Here is a 19993-nt window from a genome sequence, read left to right as displayed (position 1 = left end):
GTCAGCTGCCCTCGGGGGCGGCGAGTTTGATGCCGACGCCGCGGACGCTGTGCAGGAAGCGCGGTTCGGCCGCGGTTTCGCCGAGTTTGCGGCGCAGCCAGGACAGGTGGACGTCGACCGTCCGGTCGCCGCCGCCCCACGGGAGGCCCCAGACCTCGGCGAGCAGCTCGCGTTTGGTGACGACGGCGCCGGGGCGACGGGACAGGGCGAGCAGGAGGTCGAACTCCTTGCGGGTCAGGTCGACCGGACTGCCGTCGACGGTGACCTCGCGGCTGCGCGGGTCGATCTTCAGGGCGCCGAGCTGGAGGGCCTCTGATTGTTGCTCAGGGCCCCTACGGCGGAGGACGGCGCGGATCCGCGCGTCGATCTGGACCGAGCTGAAGGGTTTGATGACGTAGTCGTCGGCACCGGCGTCAAGCAGGGCGACCACGCTGGCGTCGTCGTCGCGGGCGGTGGCGACGATGACGGGGACGTCGCTGACCGAGCGGACCATGGCGAGCACGTCACGGCCGTCGAGGTCGGGGAGGCCGAGGTCGAGGAGGAGGACGTCGGGTTTGTCGCGGGCGACGGCGGCGACGCCGTCCGCTCCGCCGGCGAGGGGGGTGACGACGTGGCCTGCTGCGGTGAGGGATTTGGTCAGGGAGGTGCGGATCGCGTCGTCGTCCTCAACCAGCAGCACCCGGGCCATGGGTTGAGAGTAGACGGGCGGGCCAGCTCACTCCGTGAGTTCCTGGGGTGGGGTGAGTTGTTTGGGGGCCTTCAGGCCGGTAGCTCGGAGTTCCAGGTCGGCCAGTTGGGTGATGACTGCTTGGTCCTGGTTGCGCCAGGCGGCGACCGGGTCGTCGGAGATCTTTGCGAGCTTGTGCATCGGCTGGTTGGCCATGGCTCGGAGGGCGAACAGGTCGAGGTCGGCGGCGTTGTGGATGAACTTCTGGGCGGCGGTGGCGCGGCGGGAGAAGCGGATGCGCCTTGGGAGCCAGATCAGGAGGGCGAAGAGGACCGGGAGGGTGATGGTGACGCCGGCCAGCAGGTAGGCGAGTTGTTCGACCGCGTGGGCCTGCTCGCGGCCGGCGTCGGCGAGGCGGACCGCGGCGCCGGCGGCGCCGTCCACGGGGGCTTTGAGCTCGTCGCCGACGACGGGGACGCGGCCGACCGGTTCGGAGAGTTTGCGGAGGTCTTCGGCGAGGCCGTCGCCGGCCGACGCGGCCTTGCGGCCGGGGTAGCCGAGGGCGTTGGTGATGCGGAAGACGGCCAGGCCCAGCGCTGTGCACAGGGCGATCCAGCCGACCAGCATCAGGTCTCCGAAGACCTGCCAGAAGCGCTGGGTTCGCACTGCGGAGTAGAGCTTCACGTGCCGCCTCCCGGGAGCTGTAGAGGCGTGACACTAACGCAGGAGCCGCCTACCCGCGCCCCGAACTCGTGCGCCCGCCTGGCTTTAGTGCGCATTAGTCAGCGAGTACGCTGAAAGACATGCACGTTCAACTGGCCGGGCGGCTGGCCCGGCGTGGGAATGAACCACTGGGTGAGCACTGCCCGATCGACGTGGCCGTGCAGGCGGTCGGGACGCGGTCGGCGATTCTGTTGCTGCGGGAGGCGTACTACGGCGCCACGCGGTTCGACGACTTCGCTGCGCGCAGCGGGCTGACGGAGGCGACCACTGCCGGGCGGCTGAAGGCGCTGGTCGAGCAGGGTGTGTTGGAGAAGTTCCCGTACCAGGAGCCGGGGCAGCGGAAGCGGTACGAGTACAAGCTGACCGCCAGTGGCGAGGCGCTGATGCCGGTGGTGTTCGCGCTGGCTCAGTGGAGCAACGAGCACCAGGCGGCGGCAGCGCCGATCAAGCTGAGCCACAGCGGGTGCGACGCACCGGTGACCATCAAGGCGGAGTGCAGTGAGGGCCACGCGGTGGCGATGGAGCAGCTGACCGTCTCGTCCTAGAGCGACGTCCGCAGATGCCACAGGTGCGGGTAGTAGCGCAGGTCGAGCCGCGAGCGCAGGTAGCCGGCGCCTGACGACCCGCCCGTGCCAGGCTTGGTGCCGATCATCCGCTCGACCATGACCACGTGCCGCGCACGCCAGGCCGCTGCCAGCTCGTCGTGCTGCAGCAGTGCCTCGGCCAGCTCCCAAATCGCGCCGTACTTGCTCCGGTCGCGGGCGACTGCCGACAACCCGGTCCGCAGGTCCTCCTCCGACGACGTACCGAACCCGGCAGACTCCAGTACGCCGAGGAACGCGTCCCACAGCGTCGGCTCGTCCAGCCGCTGCTCCAGCCGGGCCTTCTCGGTGTCGGTCAGCCCGCGGAACCGCTTCACGAACGACGGGTCCTTCGCGCCGGACAGGAACTCGATCTCCCGGAACTGCACCGACTGGAACCCGCTGGCCGGCGACAGCCGGTGCCGGAACTCGCCGAAGTCCTGCGGCGTCATCGTCTCCAGGATGTCGACCTGCTGGGTCAGCGTCCGCTCGATCGTGTGCACCCGGCGGAGCAGGTGCTGGGCCAGCCACAGCTCACCGGACAGCATCGCGTCCCGGGAGGCGGTCATCTCGTGCAGGACCTGCTTGAACCACAGCTCGTACACCTGGTGGATGGTGATGAACAGCAGCTCGTCGTGCGCCGGCGGGTCCGACTCGAGCCGCTGCTGGTCGAGCAGCTGCGGCAGCCGCAGGTAGCTGCCGTAGGTGAGCCGGCCGCCCTCCTCGCCGAAGTGCACGTCGACACCGTCCCACCGGCCGGTCACGGCGTCGGCGCTGGGACGTCCCTCGTTCTCGCTCTGGCTGCTCACGGGCCGAGGATAACCGCCACTACAGCCGGTGACCTGTGGAACTCGGTCCCGTAGGCGGCACTGCGACGCTCCGGCTGTGACGTGTTCGAGAAGGTGGTGTGACGCAAGCAGCCTTCGTTCGTTGGAAATGAGGTCAACGGGGTCGATGTGAGATGTGGTGGGCACGTGCACACGCTGGAGCGAGTGGCGGCGGTCGAGGTCGGTCCGGCCGAGGTCGAGGCGGCGCTGCTGGAGAACTACCCGGCGCTGGTGCGCCTGGCCTACCTGGTGCTTCCGTCGGCGTTGGGCCGGCACCGGCGGGTCCTGGCGGCGCACGGTGTGGTCCAGCGGGCGATGCCCGACCGGCGCAAGCTGGAGCGGCAGCTGACCGGTGAGACCAGCGCGGCGGCGTACGTCCGTCGCAAGGTGCTGCACGACGCCGTCCGGCAGGCGCACACGCGGCCGCCGCTGCGGCTGCTGCCGCAGGTCTGGGGCTTCCGCCTCTTCCCGCGCTCCGGTGCGGCCGACGACCTCGTGCTCGACCAGGTGATGGCGGCCTGTACGCCGGAAGCCCGCGCCGCGTGGGCGCTGGTCCGCATCGAGCACCTGAGCGTCGGCGACGCCGAGAGCGAGCTCCGCGCGGCGGGGGTCGACTCCGCGGCCGCGGCGATCAAGGAGGCGGCCGAGCTCGACGAGAGCGCGGTCGCCGGGGTCAGCGGGCCGCTGGACGCGCAGGTGTTCGACCCGTGCGCCGTGCGGCTGGCGCCGACCGACCTGATGCGCCGCAAGGCGCGTGGCCGGGCGGTGGCGATCATCGTGACCGTGCTGCTGGCCCTGGTCCTGCTGGCCTCGCTGGTGCTGACCGCTGGGCGCAAGGAGACGGCGCAGGCCGCTCCGGTCGTGGCGCAGCAGCCGGTGACCAAGCAGCTCAGCGCCGACGACCTGCGACGGTCGCGGGTGCTGTGGCAGGACACGGCCCGGGTGGACTTCACCGCGTGGCCCGCACGAGGCGGCCGGATCGGCGACCGCGAGCTGCTGTCCAGAGCGCTCCGTACCTGGTCGGACGGGACGAGCGTGATGGCAGTGGCCGGTACGTCGCCGGTCGCCCCGGCGGAGGCCCCGCAGCTCCTGTACGCCGGTGACGTCGACGGCGCCGCCGTGGTGCTGTTCCACGACGGCCAGCGCATCGCCCGCTACAGCGACCGCGACGGCAAGCTGGTCGTTGCGCGCTCCGACGACGCGGACGTGACCACCTCCGCCGTCGTCGCGATCAGCGAGAACGCCGACGGCGTACGGTTCCTGGCCGCGCCGTGGGTCGCGGAGACCGGCCTGCGGGACCTGAAGAAGCCGGACACGCCGACCGGCAAGCTGCCGACGGCGGATGGCATCACCGCGCCGGTGAAGCCTCCGGCTGCCGACTGTTCGTCGTGGCCCGCGCTGCAGCTGCGCTCGTCGGAGGCGATCGCGGAGAAGCATGCGTTCCTGGTCACGTACCTGGGCGGGCTGTCGCCGGTGCACCTGACCTACATGCCGCCGCCGTCGCTCGGGCCTGCGCGCTTCCCGCGGGAGGCGACCAGTGGTGCCGCGCTGGTGAGCTGGGCGCGCACGGTGTGCGGGCTGCAAGCCCTGGAGAACAAGGGCGTCAAGGCGGCCAACAACTGGACCTTCGCCGAGCAGCGGCTGCCGGACGGGACCTACGGCGCGTGGGTGTGCACCCGGTCGGACAGCTGGTCCGGTGGCGGCTGGGCGAGCGTGAAGCTGTTCCCGGCCGGGCTGGCCGCCGGCCAGGCATCCAACACGGCTATCTGCAGCCGGTTCGACCAGAACGTGCTGGCAACGACCGCCTGGCGCTCACCGACCGGTACGACGTACCTGCTGGCAGCTGGTAGCCGCAAGGTCGACCGGCTCACCGTTGGTGGTCAGAACATCCCGGGCTCGGTCGTAGCGCTGCCGGGGAAGGTGACCTCGCCGGTGAGCGCGCACCTGACCACCGGCGACACCATCCGGCCGCTCATGAAGTAGCGGCCTCCGCTGCGGACAGCGGGCGCAGCGTCACGGCGTACGTGCGGGGCTTGGTCGGGTCGATCCGGTGCGGCGGGAGTACGCCGTTCGGCGTCTCGCCCATGCCGGTCTCGGCGGCGCCGACGTGCAGCGTCACCCAGCCGCGGTTGCGGACGAGCGGGAGCTGGAAGTCGTACTCCGCGCGGTCCAGCCGGTCGTACGGCGTGACGCTGACGTCTACTGAGGCACCTGCTGCAGCGGCGACCATCAGGCCGTGCTGCCGGTCGGACAGGGTGGTCCAGCGGGTGTCGGTGTGGTTGCCGTAGGCCTGTGGACGGGAGTAGGCGACGTACTGCTGGTCGACCGTGCTGTCGTAGACGCCGATGCGGGTGCCTTGCGCTCGGTCGCTGTAGGACTCTTCGGGGCCGCGGCCGTAGTAGGCGAAGTTCTTGAGGGTGTCGGGGACCTGGAGCTGGAAGCCGAGACGGGGCAGGTACGGGAGGGTGCTGAGTTTGCTGCCCGTCGGGGTGACCTGGTGGGCGAAGGTGATCGTCCCCGCCGCGTCGATCGTGTAGGTCATCGTCTGCTGGAAGGCGAGCTCACTCGCATGGCCGGGGGCGGCGGCGGAGCTGGGGACGGTGACCTGGACCCGGCCGTCTTTGAGTCGTGTGGTTCGGGTGGCGCCGGGGGTGGTGCGGAGGCGATCGAGACCTAGCTGGTTCCAGATCAGGCGGTCGGCGGTGCCCCAGGCGTAGGTCTCGTTCGAGGTCGGCGGGCGCCAGACGTCGAGGGTCGGGCCGGTGCGCAGGAGTTGTTTGCCGCGGGCAACCAGGGAGGTGAGGCGGCCGGCGGTGAAGGTGTAGGCGAAGTTCGGACCGGAGACGACAGTGCGGCCCGGGGCAGTCGCGACAGAAGGTCGACCGACGGCGATCGGGGTTGACGCGGTGGTGCCGCCGAGGGGGAACTGGTCGCGTTGCAGGGGGCCGGCGTCGAGGTCGAGGAAGCGTTCGGTGGGCGACGGGGAGACCGGGACGGTGAAGGTTTGACTGGCGTTCGGTGCGAGCCTCAGAGGGACTGCACCTTGCCGGATGACCTTGCGTTGTTCGCGGATCGTCCAAGTGACCTTCAGGTTCAGCGGCGCGAACTGTTGTTCGTTGTGCGCGGTGACGACGCCCGGACGCGTCGAGGTGAAGCGCAGTGGGGACAGGGCCCAGGCGAGCTCGGCGGTCTCGGGCTGCAGGGTTCGGTCGGTGCTGACCAAGCCGTCCGTGCCCGAGAGGCTGAGGCCGAGACTGGCGAAGGTGCCCTCGTTCTTCGTCGACTCGAAGTCCAGGGACAGGACGGGCTTGGCGCCGGAGAGAATGCGGACCTGGTCGATGGTGCCGTGGGCCAGGCGGGTGCGCGTGTGGTCCTGCTGGAGCTGCGCGTTGCGGCCGAGGTTGACCTCCCAGACCGTCGGCTCGATCGTTCCGGTCGCGGGGAGGCGCGTCGTCCGGCCGTCGATCGAGACGGTCAGCGCGGTGCCGTCGTACGAGCCGGTGACGTGGTGCCAGGTGTCGTGCCAGTTCTCCGGGACCGGCATCGCCACAGCCTTCTCGACGCCCTGCAGGGTGACGCGGAACTCGAGCGTTGCAGCGTTGGGCATCTGCAAGGCGTACTGGTTGCCCTTGGTGACGATCGGGAACGAGCCGGACCAGACGTCGGGTTTCACCCAGGCATCGACGGTCAGCGGACCGGAGACATCCAGCGCAGGATCGCGGAAGACGTTGACGAAGTCGTCGAGGCCCGACAAGTAGACCCCTCGGCCGTTGTGACCGGCAACGATCGAGGGTTTGCCGACGAAGAACGTCTGCACCTCTCCCGGCGTCGTGACCAGCGGCTGGTCGAGGTTCTGCTCGGCCCAGTCCCAGAGGAAACCGCCCTGCACCGACGGGTACTTCCGCGCGAGCGCCCAGAACTGGCCGAAGTTGCCCAGACCGTTGCCCATGGCATGCGCGTACTCCCCCATCACGATCGGCTTCGGCGACACCTTCGCCTTGGACTCCAGTGCGGCCGGCGTCGGGTAGCGCGGTCCCGCGACATCGGCGTACGGCGCATCGCCGTCGGGCACGTTCGACTGGTGGTAGAGCAACCGGGTCGGGTCGTGCTCGTCGGCCCAGCGGGCCATCGCGAAGTGCGCGGCGCCGAGCCCGGCCTCGTTGCCGGTGTCCCAGAACACGACGCTCGGGTGGTTCTTGTCGCGCTCGACCATCGCGGTGAAGCGGTCGGCGTACGCCGCCTGCCACTCGGGCTTGTCGGCCAGGCACGCGTTCGGGCAGCGCTCGTGCGCGTGCGTCTCGATGTCGACCTCGTCGGCGATCAGCAGCCCGTACTTGTCGGCGAGCTCGTACCAGTACGGGTCGCTCTCGTAGTGCGAGGTCCGGACGGCGTTGAGGTGCAACTGCTTCATCAGCCGGACGTCGCGTTCCATCGCGGTGCGGGTGACGTGCCGACCGGTCGCCGGATCGGTCTCGGCGCGGTTGACGCCACGGAACAGGATGCGTTTGCCGTTCAGCAGGACCTGCCGGTCCTTGACCTCGATCTCGCGGAAGCCGACCTGCTGGCTGGTCCGGTGCACGATCCGGCCGTCCTTGTCCGTGAGCGTGAGCAGCAGGCGGTAGAGCGTCGGCGTTTCGTCCGACCACTTCGCCGGATCCTCGACGACGCCGCTGAGCTTCAACTGCTCGCCGTCGGCCTTTCCATGTAGCGCCGTCACTTCATGCCCGGTTGCGTCGCGCAACGACGCGGTCAGTTGGTAGCCGCGGGCATCGACCAGCGAGGCGTCGACAGTGAGCGTCGCGTCCTGGTACGCCGCGTCGAGGTCCGTGCTGATGGCAACGTCCTGGACGCGCGAGGTCGGGACGGAGTAGGAGTAGACGTCGCGGAAGATCCCGGCGTACCGCCACTGGTCGTAGTCCTCGAGGTACGAGCCGGCCGACCAGCGGTGCACCTGGACGGCGACGGTGTTCGCGCCGGGCCGGGCGTGCTCGGTGATGTCGAACTCGGCCGGACTGTAGCCGCCCTGGTCGTAGCCGACGTACTCACCGTTGACCCAGACGAAGTAGCCGCTGGTCACGCCCTCGAACCGGAGCAGTTGCCGGCGGCCCGCTTCACCACGAGGCAGCTCGAACGTCTTCAGGTACGCGCCGGTCGGGTTCACGTCCCGCGGCGTCTTCGGTGGGACGTCGGGCCAGAGCTCCTCGGGGATGTTGCGGAACATCGGGTGATCCAGGAAGTCGCTCTGCCAGGTGTGCGGGACCTGCACGGCCGGCCAGCCGGCGCCGCCGGACTTCGCGAAGTCGTCGGGAACGTCGGCGGGCTTGTCGAAGAGGCGAAACTTCCAGGCGCCGTCAAGCGAGCGCACGTACGGCGTACCGGCGGCTTTGAGCGCCGAGGCATCATCGGCGTACGGCCAGAGGCGGGTGTGCGGTGCGGTCTGTCCCTCGGCGACCCGGCCGGGGTCGTCGAGGTAGCGGTAGACGTCGTCGGGCGCCGGCGCGGCCATCCCCACGCTGCCGCCGAGCAGCACCAGGACCAGCAGGCTGCCGATCAGTCCCCGCAGGCGGCGCATCGGTCTCCTCATCGTTGATCTTCCTAGGACGATGCGTGGAACGGGTCAAGAGTTGGGGGTTGACTCCGGGTCGGCGGTTGACGACGCTGGGTCGATGGATCGGCGAGTCGCGGCGGCGAACGGCCTGATGCAGTTCTACAACGAGGCGACGGGACTGTTCGACACGACCGGGTGGTGGAACTCGGCGAACGCGCTGACCGCGTTGATCCACACGCAGCAGCTGACCGGGGACGAGACGCATCGGGCTGCGATCGCGCGCACGTACGAGCTGAACCTGGATGCGCAGCAGGGGCAGTTTCGCAACGACTACCTCGATGACACCGGGTGGTGGGGGCTCGCTTGGGTTGCGGCGTACGACCTGACCGGGGAGGCGCGGTATCTGGAGACGGCGGGCGTGGACGCCGAGCACATGGCGGCGTACTGGGACGACCGCTGCGGCGGTGGGGTGTGGTGGAGCGAGGCGAAGACGTACAAGAACGCGATCACGAACTCGCTCTTCATCCAGCTGAACGCGGCGCTGCATCACCGGATGGCCGGTGACGCTCAGCTGGAGCGTGCGCAGGCGGGTTGGGCTTGGTTCGAGCAGAGCGGGATGATCAACGGCGCGAAGCTGGTCAACGACGGGCTGGATCTCGCGACTTGCCGGAACAACGGTGAGACGGAGTGGTCGTACAACCAGGGGGTGCTGATCGGTGCGCTGACCGAGCTGGGCCAGCTGGAGAAGGCGCGGGAGCTGGCTGATGCGGCGACGGTCGCGCCTGGGCTGCACACGGCGGACGGGATTCTGCGCGAGCCGTGCGAGTCGGGTGACTGTGGGGCGGATGCGCCGTCGTTCAAGGGGGCGTACGTGCGAGGGCTCGGGCAGCTGAACGCGGCGTTGCCGGATCGGCCGTACACGGCGTACGTGCAGCGGCAGGCTGAGCGGGCGTACGCGAGTGATCGGACGGAGAGGGACCAGTACGGGCTGCACTGGTCGGGGCCGGTTGATCAGGTGGACGCGGCGCGGCAGCACAGCGCGCTCGACCTGCTGAACGCGACGCCGTGACGGTTGGCGGCGCCGTCTAGGCTGGCCCGGTGGATCGCCGGGAGCTGCTGCTGGAAGTTCGACGGACCCGGAACGACTGCGTGTTCGGCCTGCGGCTGACGCTGGACGCCGGGCGCGCCGAGCGAGGGATCGCGTTCGCCGAGAGCTACGACTACCTTCCGCTGGGGTCCGACCCGGGGCGCGAGTACATCTACTCCGTCTACGCCGGGTACGCCGGGCTCGAGCCGCTGACCGTCTTCCTGGAGGAGCTGCTCGGCGAGACCTTCGAAGGCGAGCCGGCCGATCGGCTCGTGGCGTGCTTCCACGCGCTGGTCGCGGCGGGTGAGCTGGGCGACGGGCTCGCGCTGCAGGAGAACCACCGGAAGGTGGCGGTGTGGTGCGAGCAGGCCGGCGTCACCGCGGAGACCGAGACCTGGACGTGGATCAACTCGGATTGACCTGATCTATTCCCATCGTTGCGCCTGATGTGCCACTCTGAGCGGCGATAAGTCTGAACTATCGGACCCGCCCGACCGATTGGCCTGACTCATGCTGCGACGCGCCCTCGCGCTCACTGGTCTGCTCGCCTTGATCCCGCTCCCGGCTGCCGCGACCCCAGCGACCACCACCCTGTACGTCGCACCGACCGGCAGCGGCTCTGGGACCTTCGCGCACCCGTTCGGCACGCTCGAACAGGCCCGCGACCAGGTCCGGAAGCTCACCCGCCACCAGCGCGCCGACATCCGCGTCGTGCTGCTGCCCGGCGAGCACCGCCGTACCGGCACCTTCCGGCTGACCGCTGCCGACTCCGGCCGGAACGGCCACGAGGTCGTCTACCAGGCGCTGCCCGGCACGAAGGTGACGATCAGCGGCGGTCGCGCGGTCACCAACTGGACGCTGTCGGACCCCGCGAAGAACATCTACAAGGCCCACGTCGGTGCGATCGACTTCCGGCAGCTGTACGTCGGCGGCGAGCGTCAGCAGCGCGCCCGCGGCCCGGAGAACCCGGCCGGCTTCAGCAAGACCGCGACCGGCTACACCGACACCACGCGGAGCATGGTCGGCTGGAAGAACCAGGGCGACATCGAGGTGAACAGCCGCTGGGGCTGGATGCACTACCGCTGCCCGGTCCAGTCGGCATCCGGTACGACGGTGGTGATGCAGCAGCCCTGCTTCCACAACGCGAACCTGCACCAGGGGTACGAGATCCAGAACCCGAGCTGGATCGAGAACGCGTACGAGCTGCTCGACTCCCCCGGCGAGTGGTACCTCGACAAGTCGACGGGCGACCTCTACCTGTCCCCCAAGCCCGGCCAGGACCTGCGGACCGTCACCGTGCCGCTGGTCGAGGACCTGGTCAACGTCACTGGTACGGCGGCCGAGCCGGTGCGCGACGTGCGCTTCGACGGCATCACCTTCGCGTACTCGACCTGGCTGGCGCCGAGCAGCGCCGACGGCGTCGTCGAGGGTCAGGCCGGCTTCCGGATCGTCGGCACCGGGCACCCGGACTTCGACGAGACCCGGCCGCACTGGCAGAGGACGCCCGGCGCGGTGAACGTCGGTCACAGCCGCAACGTTGCCTTCACCAACAGCACGTTCACGCATCTGGGTGCCGTCGGCCTCAACCTGAACACCGGAGCCCAGGGCACCGTTGTTCGCGGCAACATCGTGACCGACGTCGCGGCGACCGGAATCCAGATCGGCGGCACCGACGTCGTCGACCACCACCCGGACGACCCGCGGGCGATCACCAAGGACAACCTGGTCAGCAACAACCTGATCACCCGCGCGGCGGCCGACTACAGCGGATCGCTGGCGATCCTGGCCGGGTACACCGAGCACACGGTGATCGAGCACAACGAGATCCGCGACCTGCCGTACTCCGGGATCTCGATCGGGTGGGGCTGGGGGCTGACCGACCAGGGCGGCAACCCGGCGTACCCGGGCAACGCCGGGATCCCGGTGTACGCGACGCCGACCACCGCGCGCGACAACGTGGTCCGGGACAACGCGATCAGCGACATCATGAAGAAGCAGGCCGACGGCGGCGCGATCTACACGCTCGGGTCGCAGCCGGGCAGCGTGGTCTCGGGCAACTACATCCGGAAGACGCCGGGGCCGGCGTACGGGGCGATCTACCACGACGAGGGCAGCAAGGGGTTCACGACCAGCGGGAACGCGCTGTGCGAGGTCGCGGAGCGGTGGATCTTCCTGAACCACGCGCTCGGGATCGATGCCCGGCGCAACTTCACGTCGACGCCGGTGTTCCTGGCCCAGGCCGGGACGGTGGACTCGACGATCGCGGACAACACGGTGGTCGCGGGATGCTCGGAACTGCCGGCGTCGATCGTGGCTCGTGCTGGGCTCGAGGCGGCCTACCGGCATCTCGATCCGAAGCCTGCGCCGGGTGATCGGGTGGCGCCGACGGCGCCCGGGCGGCCGGTGGTGACGACGAGCTTTCCGACGATCGCCGATGTGAGTTGGGCGGGGTCGGTGGATGCGGTCGGGGTGACTGGTTACACGGTCTTCGTGGACGGTCGGGCGCTCAGTGCTTCCGGTGGGCTGAGTGCTCGGGTGACCGGGTTGGAGGCAGGGCGTCGTTACAGCATCAGCGTTGCGGCGCGGGATGCCGCGGGCAACGAGTCCGGGCGGAGCCCGTCGGTTGGTGTGACGATGCCGGCGGCGGAGAACCTTGCGCTGGGCAAGGAGGTGAGCGTCTCGTCGTACTCGGAGCCGAACGTGCCGGCGCTCGCGGTCGACGGGAAGCTGTCGACGCGGTGGGCGCAGGGGCTCGGGCTACCGGATCCTTCGTTCTTGCAGGTCGATCTCGGGGCGCTGTACGACGTGACCGGGATCGTCACGACGTTCGAGCTGCCGCGGGGGTACGCGTACAAGCTGGAGGTGTCGGCGGACGGGTCGGACTGGACGCTGTTCGACGACCGCACGCGGGAGGTGACGACGCAGCCGGACAATTACGCGTCGGTGCCGGGGGCGGTACGGGGTCGTTACGTGCGGCTGACGGTGACCGGGTCGAGCTTCAACGGGGGCAGCGTCTACGAGCTCGAGGTGTACGGGAAGCGTTCTGTGGTGACTGACGATGACGTGGCGCCTGCCGCTCCGGTCCGGCCGTCAGCCGAGGTGTTGTTGCCGACGGCAATTGAGTTGAGCTGGCCGGCTGCTGGTGGTGATGTCACGAGCTATGTGGTCTACCAGGACGGGGTGAAGCTGGTGGCGACGCCGTTCGCCAGGCTGCGGGTCGACGGGCTGGCGCCAGGGTCGACGCATGCGTTCACGGTCGTCGCGCGGGACGCGAACCTGAACGCGTCCGCGCCGAGTGCGGCGAGCAGCATCACGACGTACGGCGAGGCGGGGCTCGCGGTCGGGAAACCTGTCACGGTGTCCTCGTACTCCGAGCCGAACCGGCCTGAACTCGCCGTCGACGGGGATCTGTCGACGCGGTGGGCGCAGGGGCTCGGGTTGCCGGATCCGTCGTTCGTGCAGGTGGATCTGGGAGCGCCGACCGCGGTCCGGAGCGTGGTGGCGCACTTCGAGCTGGAGCGTGGGTACAAGTACCGGGTCGAGATGTCGCTCGACGGGAGCGACTGGCAGGTCTTCGACGACCGGACGACGGTCGCGACCAGTCAACGGGTGAATGCTTCGATCGGCGCGGCGGCGGTGCAGGCGCGGTACGTGCGGCTCACGGTGGTGAACTCCAACTGGAACGGCGGCAGCATCTACGAGCTGCGCATCTATGGTGGGTCCTCATGAACGACACCTACCGGCCGGGCTACGAGACGGTCGCCGAGCGGTTGCTCGCCTACATCGCCGAGCAGGGGTTGCAGCCGGGCGACCGGCTGCCGACCGAGAAGGGGCTCGCCGAGATCCTCGGGACCGGGCGGTCGGTGACCCGCGAGGCGATCAAGGTGCTCGCGGCCGTCGGGCGGGTCGCCGTACGGAAGGGGGCCGGAATCTACGTGTCGGTGCCGACGAACGCGGATCGGCAGGTGTCGTACTTCCAGCCGACGGATCTCGCGCACGTGTCGATGCTGTTCGACCATCGGCGGTTGATCGAGGCGGAGTCGGCGCGGTTGGCGGCTTCGCTGGCGAGGCCGGCGTTGGTACAGGCGATTCGTACGGCGGCGGAGGCTTCGGTCGTGGCTGCCGGGGATCCGGAGGCGTTCCGGGTTCATGACCGGGCGTTCCACGATGCGGTGGCTGAGGCTTCGGGGAACGTGTTTCTCCAGGCGGCGGTGACGTCGTTGCGGGACTTCAAGGAGCAGTCGGACCGGCTGCTGTTCGCGGGGGCGGTGCCGGGGTCGCTGGAGGTGGCGGCCGAGCAGCATGTCGGGATCGCTGCGGCGATCGCGGCGGGTGATGCCGACAAGGCGGCGACGGGGATGGTGCAGCACATCGACACCACGCAGGCGCAGTTCGAGCAGCGGATCAGGGAACGATTGAAGGGCGAGGGACTGTGAGCAAGATCGAGCGCGTCGAGGTCGAGCTGGTCGACATCCCGGCCGCCTACCCCTTCCGGTGGCGGGACGGGTTGCCGGGATCGGAGCCCGCGCTGCGTGGCGGCGTACTGAAGATCACCACGTCCGACGGCGTCGTCGGGCGCGCCGAGACGCCGCGCGGGGTGATCGCCGCCGACCTCGTCGAGCGCCGCGTCCGCGACGAGCTGATCGGCCAGGACCCCTTGCACCGCGAGTGGTTGTGGCACCGGATCTGGGAACTCGACCGGATCGAGGAGTTCCCGCTGTACTTCCTCGGCCTGGTCGACATCGCGCTCTGGGACATCGCCGGCCAGGTCGCCGGGCTGCCCGTCCACGCGCTGATCGGCACCTACCGGACCAGCATCCCGGCGTACGCGTCTACGGTCACGTACGACTCGGTCGAGGAGTACCTCGACGTTGCCGACCAGTGCCTGGAGCGCGGCTTCGGCGCGATCAAGCTGCACGCCTGGGGCGACGTACGGCGCGACGCCGAACTGGCGACCCGGCTGCGCGCGCACGTCGGCGACGACGTCGCCCTGATGTACGACGGCTCGGCCGGCTTCGACCTGCCCGACGCGGTCCGCCTCGGCCGCGTCCTCGGCGACCTCGGCTTCCGCTGGTACGAGGAACCGATGCGCGAGTTCAACCTGACCAGCCACCGCTGGCTGTCCGAACGCGTCGACATCCCGTTGCTGGTCGGCGAAACCAGCGACGGCGCCCACTTCAACACCGCCGACTTCATCCACTCCGGCAGCGCGACGTACGTCCGCACCTCCGCGGCACTGAAAGGCGGTATCACCGGCGCGCTGAGGATCGCCCACCTCGCCGAAAGCTTCCAGCTCCGCGCCGAGATCCACGGCATGGGCATCCCCAACCAGCACCTCTGCATGGCCGTCCCCAACACCACGTACTACGAGGCCCTGGTCTGGGGAAACCCCATCATCACCGACCCGTCGGTCGGCCCCGACGGCCTGATCACCGCCGGGACCGCACCCGGACTCTCCTAGGCCTTGCCGACCAGGATCCACATGTAGTCGTGGTTCTTGACCGGGAAGGTGGCGGTCTTGTTGCTGACTTCCTTGGTTTTCTTGCAGTCGGTGGTGGTGTAGCGCCAGCGGACGACCTGGACGCGCCAGGACTGTTTGAGTTGGTGGAGGCGGCGGATCTTGTTCTTGGGGACCTCGGCGGTGTAGGACCAACTGTCGGAGACCGAGTGGGACTTGCCAACGGTTTTGGCGTACTGGGACTTGATCTCGGCGATCACGACATTGGCGCTGATGCCGAGGTCGCCGGTCCAGGACGAGTTGGACTCCGAGGTGGCGGTCTTCTGGTAGGTGATGCGGCCGGGGCCTTCCATCCAGTCGGAGTAGAGGTTGGTGCCGACGTAGACCTCGTGGCCGCCGCGGACGTACCAGTTGATCTCCTTGGTGTTGCACTTCTTGGCCACCGTGGCCGGGGCGGCTTCGGCGCCGAGGGCAACCAATCCCGGTGCGAGCAGACCGGCCAGTGCCGCGGTGGTCCCCAGCATCGTGCGCACACGGATCGCGAACTCCTACCTCGAAGTGGGCTTCAGTGGTAGGAAAATTACCAACCCGACCACTCAAGCCGACATGATGTTTCCATCACAGTGCGTCACAAGTGCGTTACTGGTCCAACGCTGAATCAGTGGCCAGGGCGATCACCTGTTCCTTGGTGATGCCGCCGGGCTCGGGCTGCTTGCCGGGGTTGTGGATCAGGACCGACGCGAGGTTGCCGTCCGGCTGCAGGTACGCGGCGCCGAGCATGTACTTCTGGATGCCCTGCCCCCGGGCCGGCACTCCCTCGGCGTACATCACCTTCCGGCCGTCGGGCGTCGTCTCCTCGGTGCAGGTCAGCCCGCCGAGTTGCGCGGAGCACTTGCTGACGAACTGCGCCGAGTCGACGGCGATGATCACCGACTGCTCGAGCGCCCCCTTGCGCCAGGTCTCGATCGAGCCGAACTGCTCCGGCACGGTGTCGTCGAACGCGTGCGTGAGCGTGCCCCCGGTCAGCACCCGTACGGCGGCCGCGTGCGCCTCGGCGTACGTCGGCTTGAAGTTCTTCAGCTCGTCCTCGGCCTCCTGCTGCTCGGTCGACAGCGGCGGCAGGTCGACGCGAAGGTCGGTGGCCAGTGCGAACAGCTTCGCGTCGGTGATCCCCATGCCGCGCACCGGCACGGTCGCGTTGTTGCCCCAGAACGGGTCGGTCCGGACCATCACGAACTCGCCGTCGGCCTTCGTGTAGGTCAGCTCGGCCGCCTCGCCGCGCCGGCCGAGCTGCGCCTTGCGGCCGTTCGGCAAGGTCACCGTTCGGCACTTCAGCGCCGGCGTGAAGGCCATCGAGCCGCACCGGTCGCTGGTCGCGGACGCCGACGTGGAGACGTGGAGATCGACGTAACCGACGCCTGCCTGGCCGGCGATCTTCCAGCCGACCCGGTTTCCGCCGCTGCGGATGCCTGGGGTCTGCCCGATCGCAAACCCACCCTTGCTGCCGTAGTCGAGATGCTCTCCCGCGGGATCGAGGTGCTGCCGCAGCGCGGCCCGCATCGCCTTGTCGAACGCCGCGTCCTGGGCCGCGTTCCCGGAGAACTCGCCGGGCGTGACCGCGGGCCTGGTCGGCGAAGGGGTGGAAGCGGGCGGCAGTCCGCCCTGCACCGGGGACAGCCAACTCGTCACCACCGCGATGAGCGCACCCACAGCGGCGGCCGAGACAACCGCACCAGCCCCCGTCAGCACTCGCCATCGACGCAGCCGGCGCTGCCCGGCCAGCAGGTCCTCCCCCGCGGTCCGCGGCAGCAGGTCGTCCTGCCACGCGGCGGCCTCGATGAGCTTCGCCTCCAGCTCCTTCTCGTCGATCATCGGTCCTGCCCTCCTACCGTCCCGAACTGGGCGGTGAGCAACTCGGTCAGCCGGGCGAGCGCCCTGGCGTTCTGGCTCTTGACCGTGCCCGCGCTGCAGCGCAGGTCCGCGGCGGTCTCGTCGATCGACATCCCGAGGAAGTGCCGCAGTACGACGACCCGCCGCTGCCCGATCGGCAGCTTCGCGAGCGCCTCCATCACCGCCCGGCTGTCCTCCACCGCGGGCGGCGGCATCGACGGCTCCTCCAGTCCGTCGAGGCCCGGCGCCTCCCGGCGCCACGGCCGGCGGCTCTCGTCGATGCCGGAGTTCACCAGGATCCGGCGCGCGTACGCGTCGACGTTCCCGGCCCGCTGGACGCGCGGCCAGGCGACGTACAGCTTCAGCAGGGCCGTCTGGACCAGGTCCTCGGCCTTGTGCACGTCGCCGCACAGCAGGTACGCCACCCGGCGCAGCTGCGTGCGCCGCTGCGCGACGTACGCGCTGAACTCCTCGTCCCGCGAAGCCATCCGGTCGTCTCCTCACTCGGTCCGTCACGAGCTAGTACGGAAGGCGCGCGGTGAAAGGTTGTCAGACGGCCGGGTGACCGACGGGTAATGCCATGATGTGGCGCATGGAGCTGAAGATGTCGGCGTCGTACGACGCCACCCCTGAGGAAGTCTTCGCGATCGTCACCGACGCCACCTTCCGCGAGCAGGCCTGCGAGAAGACCAAGGCGCTGTCGTACGACGTCAAGGTCACCACGACCGGTGACGACACGGTGGTCCGGGTCGAGCGGAAGATGCCGTCGGACGACGTCCCGGACATCGCCCGCAAGTTCGTCGGCGAGACGCTGACCGTGGTGCAGACCGAGACCTGGCACGCGGCCAAGCCGGACGGGTCGCGCGACGCCGACGTGCACGGTGAGATCGCGGGGACGCCGGTGACGCTGAAGGGCACCGCGACGATCCGGTCCGAGGGGGCGCAGACCGTGCAGGCGATCACCCTGGACGTGAAGGTCGCGGTGCCGCTGATCGGCAAGAAGATCGAGCCGTTCGTCGTCGAGGCGATCCGGTCCGGCCTGGCCAAGGAGCACGAGCTCGGCCGCGAGTGGCACGACGGCACCAACTGAGCCGTGTCGTTACCCGGCCGGCGCCGGCTCCGGTGGCAGTCTGGAAACGGAATGTCACCGGAGGTGAGCCAGTCGTGCGTACGAAGCGAAGGACTGCCGCACTGTCGGCCGGCGAGGACACGCAGTACTGCGTGTTCTGCGAGGCGACGGTGCTCTTCGAGCGGGTCGAGGCCGGGGACCATCCGGTCGACGACCCGGCCGGCGAGTGGATCTGCGTCAGCTGCGGCTCGGCCCTGCTGATCGGCCCGCCGTCGCAGCACCTCGAACACACTGCCTGAAACCCGGTACGCCGCCAGGCCGCGCCCGGCAATGGGTGGGGCGTGAGCCCGGCCCGCTCGGCCGGGGCGGTGGCCGAGCCGGCGGGATCCCACGAGTTGGGCGCGGATGCAGGCTCCCCTGCTGCCGGCATCCGCGCCCGTTTTCGCTACAGCGGTGGGCCGAAGCCGCAGAGGACCGGGCGCGCTCGCGCCGGGTCGAGCGCGTTGGCAACCAACTGCGCGACCGTCGGGTCAAAGGCGAGCCCGACGTGGCCGACCGGGTCGAGCGGGCACGTGTCCTGGACGAACTGGTTCTTCACCCCGGGCTCGCGGACGAACGACGTCTCGTGCGGCGTCACCAGCGCATCCAGCCGCGACGCGATCACCGTGTACTTGACGCCCGGTTGCGCGATCGGGCCCGCGGTCAGCTTCGCCACCTCGCTGCCCCCGACGATGATCTCGTCGCAGGCCGGGCAGCCGAAGTCGCGCAGCACCTGGTCGACCAGCGGCCGCAGGCCGAGGTAGTCGCCGACGCTGACCAGGCCGGCGAACGTCGTGCCGTGCGTCGGCGGTGCGAGCGCGACGACCTTGCCGACCTTCGCCGAGTACCCGCGGACCTTCGGCCCGTACAGGCTCTGGAAGCCGCCCTCGGAGTGCCCGACGATGTCGACCTTCGCGGCGCCGGTCGAGGCGAGGACGCGGTGGACGAAAGCCTCGATCTGCGCCGACGACTGGACGATCGAGACCGTGCCGCCGACCGGGATCGCGGGTGACGCCTGGCCGTAGGTGAGGGTGAAGGCGCAGTAGCCCTTGGCCGCGAGGTACGGGCCGAGGAAGGAGTAGTTGCCGGGGCCGTTGCCGCCGAGGCCGTGCAAGAGGACCAGCGGGTTCGGGTGCGCGGCCGACGGCTTGCAGGCCCAGTTGTCGAAGCCTGAGGACGGCGCGGCGCCGCGGGACGTCGTCGCATCCGCCGAGGCGATCCCGGCGGTGGCGAGCAGCAGCCCGGCGACCACGCCGGCGGCTGCTCGAAGGAGGTGAGGTTTCATCGCGGCTCCCGAGGGCTGTGTCGTTCGGTGACGACGGGGTGACCGACAGTGGAGCACGTCCGCCGGTTCTCGACAAGCCCTCGTGTTCAAAACCTGTCAGCTGGTTACCGACCGGCCGCACAGGGTAACGTCCGCGCATGGGGCGAGTGATCAGAGGCCTGGACGCCGACCAGCGACGCGCGGAGCGACGCGAGCAGCTGCTCGACGCGGCGCTCGACCTGTTCTCGAAGCAGGGCTACCCGAACACCTCGATCGAGCAGATCTGCACCACGGCGTACGTCGGGACGAAGAGCTTCTACGAGGTCTTCGACAGCCGCGAGGCCTGCTACGTCGCGCTCCTGAAGCGCACGTCGGAGCGCCTCGAGGACACCATGACCAGGCTCGCCAGCACCCACGCCGGCGGCAGCGAGCGCGAGGTCGCCCCCGGCCTGCTCTCGGCCTTCGCCCATGCACTCGTCGACGACCCTCGCGTCGCGCGCGTCACCTTCGGCCAGGCCGGCGGCATCTCCCCCACGGTCGAGCGCCAGCGCCGGACCAACCGCCGCTGGGCCGCCGGCTTCCTCGAACAGCTCTGGGACGCGTACGACGGCCCACCGTCCGAGCTCGACCGCCGGACCCGGCACGGCGTGGCGATCGGGCTGGTCGGCGGCCTGTTCGACCTGATCTCCGACTGGCTGCTCGACGCCGACCTGTACAACCGGCGCCAGCTCGAGGACCTGATCGACGACCTGACCACGTTCTACATCACGGTCCGGCGCGGACTCGTCACCGAGCACTGATCCCCTTCCACACAAGGCCGATCCACCCGCATCCTGGACC

18 protein-coding genes are annotated in these 19993 nt (G+C 69.6%); 10 read left to right on the top strand and 8 right to left on the bottom strand.

Annotated features, from left to right (window positions below):
- Position 1: 1 nt before the first annotated feature.
- Both ACZ6Z4_RS06750 and ACZ6Z4_RS06745 read right to left on the bottom strand, forming a co-directional pair.
- On the bottom strand, positions 2-688 hold the full coding sequence (locus tag ACZ6Z4_RS06750) for a response regulator transcription factor (protein ID WP_465558939.1): 687 nt from the start codon (positions 686-688) through the stop codon (positions 2-4).
- Between the two features lie 27 nt (positions 689-715).
- Positions 716-1351 (bottom strand): hypothetical protein, encoded by a 636-nt coding sequence (locus ACZ6Z4_RS06745; RefSeq protein WP_465558937.1) that lies wholly within the window; start codon positions 1349-1351, stop codon positions 716-718.
- Positions 1352-1470: 119 nt separating this feature from the next.
- Here ACZ6Z4_RS06745 and ACZ6Z4_RS06740 point away from each other — a divergent pair, with 119 nt between their 5' ends.
- Positions 1471-1935, top strand: a complete 465-nt coding sequence (locus ACZ6Z4_RS06740) for a winged helix-turn-helix transcriptional regulator (protein WP_465558935.1) — start codon at positions 1471-1473, stop codon at positions 1933-1935.
- On the opposite strand, the gene ACZ6Z4_RS06735 is transcribed toward ACZ6Z4_RS06740, so the two are convergent.
- On the bottom strand, positions 1932-2780 hold the full coding sequence (locus ACZ6Z4_RS06735; RefSeq protein ID WP_363673379.1) for a tryptophan 2,3-dioxygenase: 849 nt from the start codon (positions 2778-2780) through the stop codon (positions 1932-1934). The two genes, ACZ6Z4_RS06740 and ACZ6Z4_RS06735, sit on opposite strands and share 4 nt — an antisense overlap.
- Positions 2781-2945: 165 nt before the next feature.
- Between ACZ6Z4_RS06735 and ACZ6Z4_RS06730 the strand changes: the two genes are divergently transcribed.
- A complete protein-coding gene (locus ACZ6Z4_RS06730) occupies positions 2946-4781 on the top strand; it encodes a hypothetical protein (protein WP_465558932.1) in 1836 nt (611 codons plus the stop codon).
- On the opposite strand, the gene ACZ6Z4_RS06725 is transcribed toward ACZ6Z4_RS06730, so the two are convergent.
- Positions 4771-8382, bottom strand: coding sequence for a glycoside hydrolase family 2 TIM barrel-domain containing protein (locus ACZ6Z4_RS06725; protein ID WP_465558930.1), 3612 nt, complete (start codon positions 8380-8382; stop codon positions 4771-4773). The genes ACZ6Z4_RS06730 and ACZ6Z4_RS06725 overlap by 11 nt on opposite strands.
- An 82-nt stretch (positions 8383-8464) precedes the next feature.
- Between ACZ6Z4_RS06725 and ACZ6Z4_RS06720 the strand changes: the two genes are divergently transcribed.
- The 5 genes from ACZ6Z4_RS06720 (at position 8465) to ACZ6Z4_RS06700 (ending at position 14894) form a co-directional block, all read left to right on the top strand.
- Positions 8465-9415, top strand: a complete 951-nt coding sequence (locus ACZ6Z4_RS06720) for a glycoside hydrolase family 76 protein (RefSeq protein ID WP_465558928.1) — start codon at positions 8465-8467, stop codon at positions 9413-9415.
- Positions 9416-9444: 29 nt separating this feature from the next.
- A complete protein-coding gene (locus tag ACZ6Z4_RS06715; RefSeq protein WP_465558926.1) occupies positions 9445-9852 on the top strand; it encodes a hypothetical protein in 408 nt (135 codons plus the stop codon).
- A gap of 91 nt (positions 9853-9943) precedes the next feature.
- Positions 9944-13162: a discoidin domain-containing protein gene (locus tag ACZ6Z4_RS06710; protein ID WP_465558924.1), complete on the top strand. Its 3219-nt coding sequence runs from the start codon at positions 9944-9946 to the stop codon at positions 13160-13162.
- Positions 13159-13869 (top strand): FadR/GntR family transcriptional regulator, encoded by a 711-nt coding sequence (locus tag ACZ6Z4_RS06705; RefSeq protein ID WP_465558922.1) that lies wholly within the window; start codon positions 13159-13161, stop codon positions 13867-13869. The genes ACZ6Z4_RS06710 and ACZ6Z4_RS06705 overlap by 4 nt, the downstream gene beginning before the upstream one ends.
- Positions 13866-14894 carry an enolase C-terminal domain-like protein gene (locus ACZ6Z4_RS06700; RefSeq protein WP_465558920.1) on the top strand — a complete coding sequence of 343 codons (1029 nt, stop codon included), beginning with the start codon at positions 13866-13868 and terminating at the stop codon, positions 14892-14894. Before ACZ6Z4_RS06705 ends, ACZ6Z4_RS06700 begins: the two co-directional genes overlap by 4 nt.
- On the opposite strand, the gene ACZ6Z4_RS06695 is transcribed toward ACZ6Z4_RS06700, so the two are convergent.
- From ACZ6Z4_RS06695 to ACZ6Z4_RS06685, 3 genes are all read right to left on the bottom strand, one after another.
- Entirely contained in the window at positions 14891-15424 is a 534-nt protein-coding gene (locus ACZ6Z4_RS06695; RefSeq protein ID WP_465558917.1) for a hypothetical protein, read from the bottom strand. The genes ACZ6Z4_RS06700 and ACZ6Z4_RS06695 overlap by 4 nt on opposite strands.
- Positions 15425-15530: 106 nt before the next feature.
- Positions 15531-16763, bottom strand: a complete 1233-nt coding sequence (locus tag ACZ6Z4_RS06690; RefSeq protein ID WP_465558915.1) for a hypothetical protein — start codon at positions 16761-16763, stop codon at positions 15531-15533.
- Positions 16760-17269, bottom strand: a complete 510-nt coding sequence (locus ACZ6Z4_RS06685) for a SigE family RNA polymerase sigma factor (RefSeq protein ID WP_465558913.1) — start codon at positions 17267-17269, stop codon at positions 16760-16762. The genes ACZ6Z4_RS06690 and ACZ6Z4_RS06685 overlap by 4 nt, the downstream gene beginning before the upstream one ends.
- 104 nt (positions 17270-17373) lie before the next feature.
- Here ACZ6Z4_RS06685 and ACZ6Z4_RS06680 point away from each other — a divergent pair, with 104 nt between their 5' ends.
- Both ACZ6Z4_RS06680 and ACZ6Z4_RS06675 read left to right on the top strand, forming a co-directional pair.
- Positions 17374-17871 (top strand): DUF2505 domain-containing protein, encoded by a 498-nt coding sequence (locus tag ACZ6Z4_RS06680; protein ID WP_465558911.1) that lies wholly within the window; start codon positions 17374-17376, stop codon positions 17869-17871.
- A gap of 74 nt (positions 17872-17945) precedes the next feature.
- A complete protein-coding gene (locus ACZ6Z4_RS06675; protein ID WP_363673405.1) occupies positions 17946-18149 on the top strand; it encodes a hypothetical protein in 204 nt (67 codons plus the stop codon).
- Positions 18150-18295: 146 nt separating this feature from the next.
- Here ACZ6Z4_RS06675 and ACZ6Z4_RS06670 read toward each other — a convergent pair whose 3' ends face one another.
- Positions 18296-19174 carry an alpha/beta fold hydrolase gene (locus ACZ6Z4_RS06670; RefSeq protein ID WP_465558908.1) on the bottom strand — a complete coding sequence of 293 codons (879 nt, stop codon included), beginning with the start codon at positions 19172-19174 and terminating at the stop codon, positions 18296-18298.
- Between the two features lie 137 nt (positions 19175-19311).
- Here ACZ6Z4_RS06670 and ACZ6Z4_RS06665 point away from each other — a divergent pair, with 137 nt between their 5' ends.
- Entirely contained in the window at positions 19312-19953 is a 642-nt protein-coding gene (locus ACZ6Z4_RS06665) for a TetR/AcrR family transcriptional regulator (protein ID WP_465558906.1), read from the top strand.
- The last annotated feature ends 40 nt before the right edge of the window (positions 19954-19993 follow it).

The sequence above is a fragment of the Kribbella sp. NPDC104740 genome (genome assembly GCF_055583505.1).
This window is presented reverse-complemented; position numbering and strand designations above follow the sequence as displayed.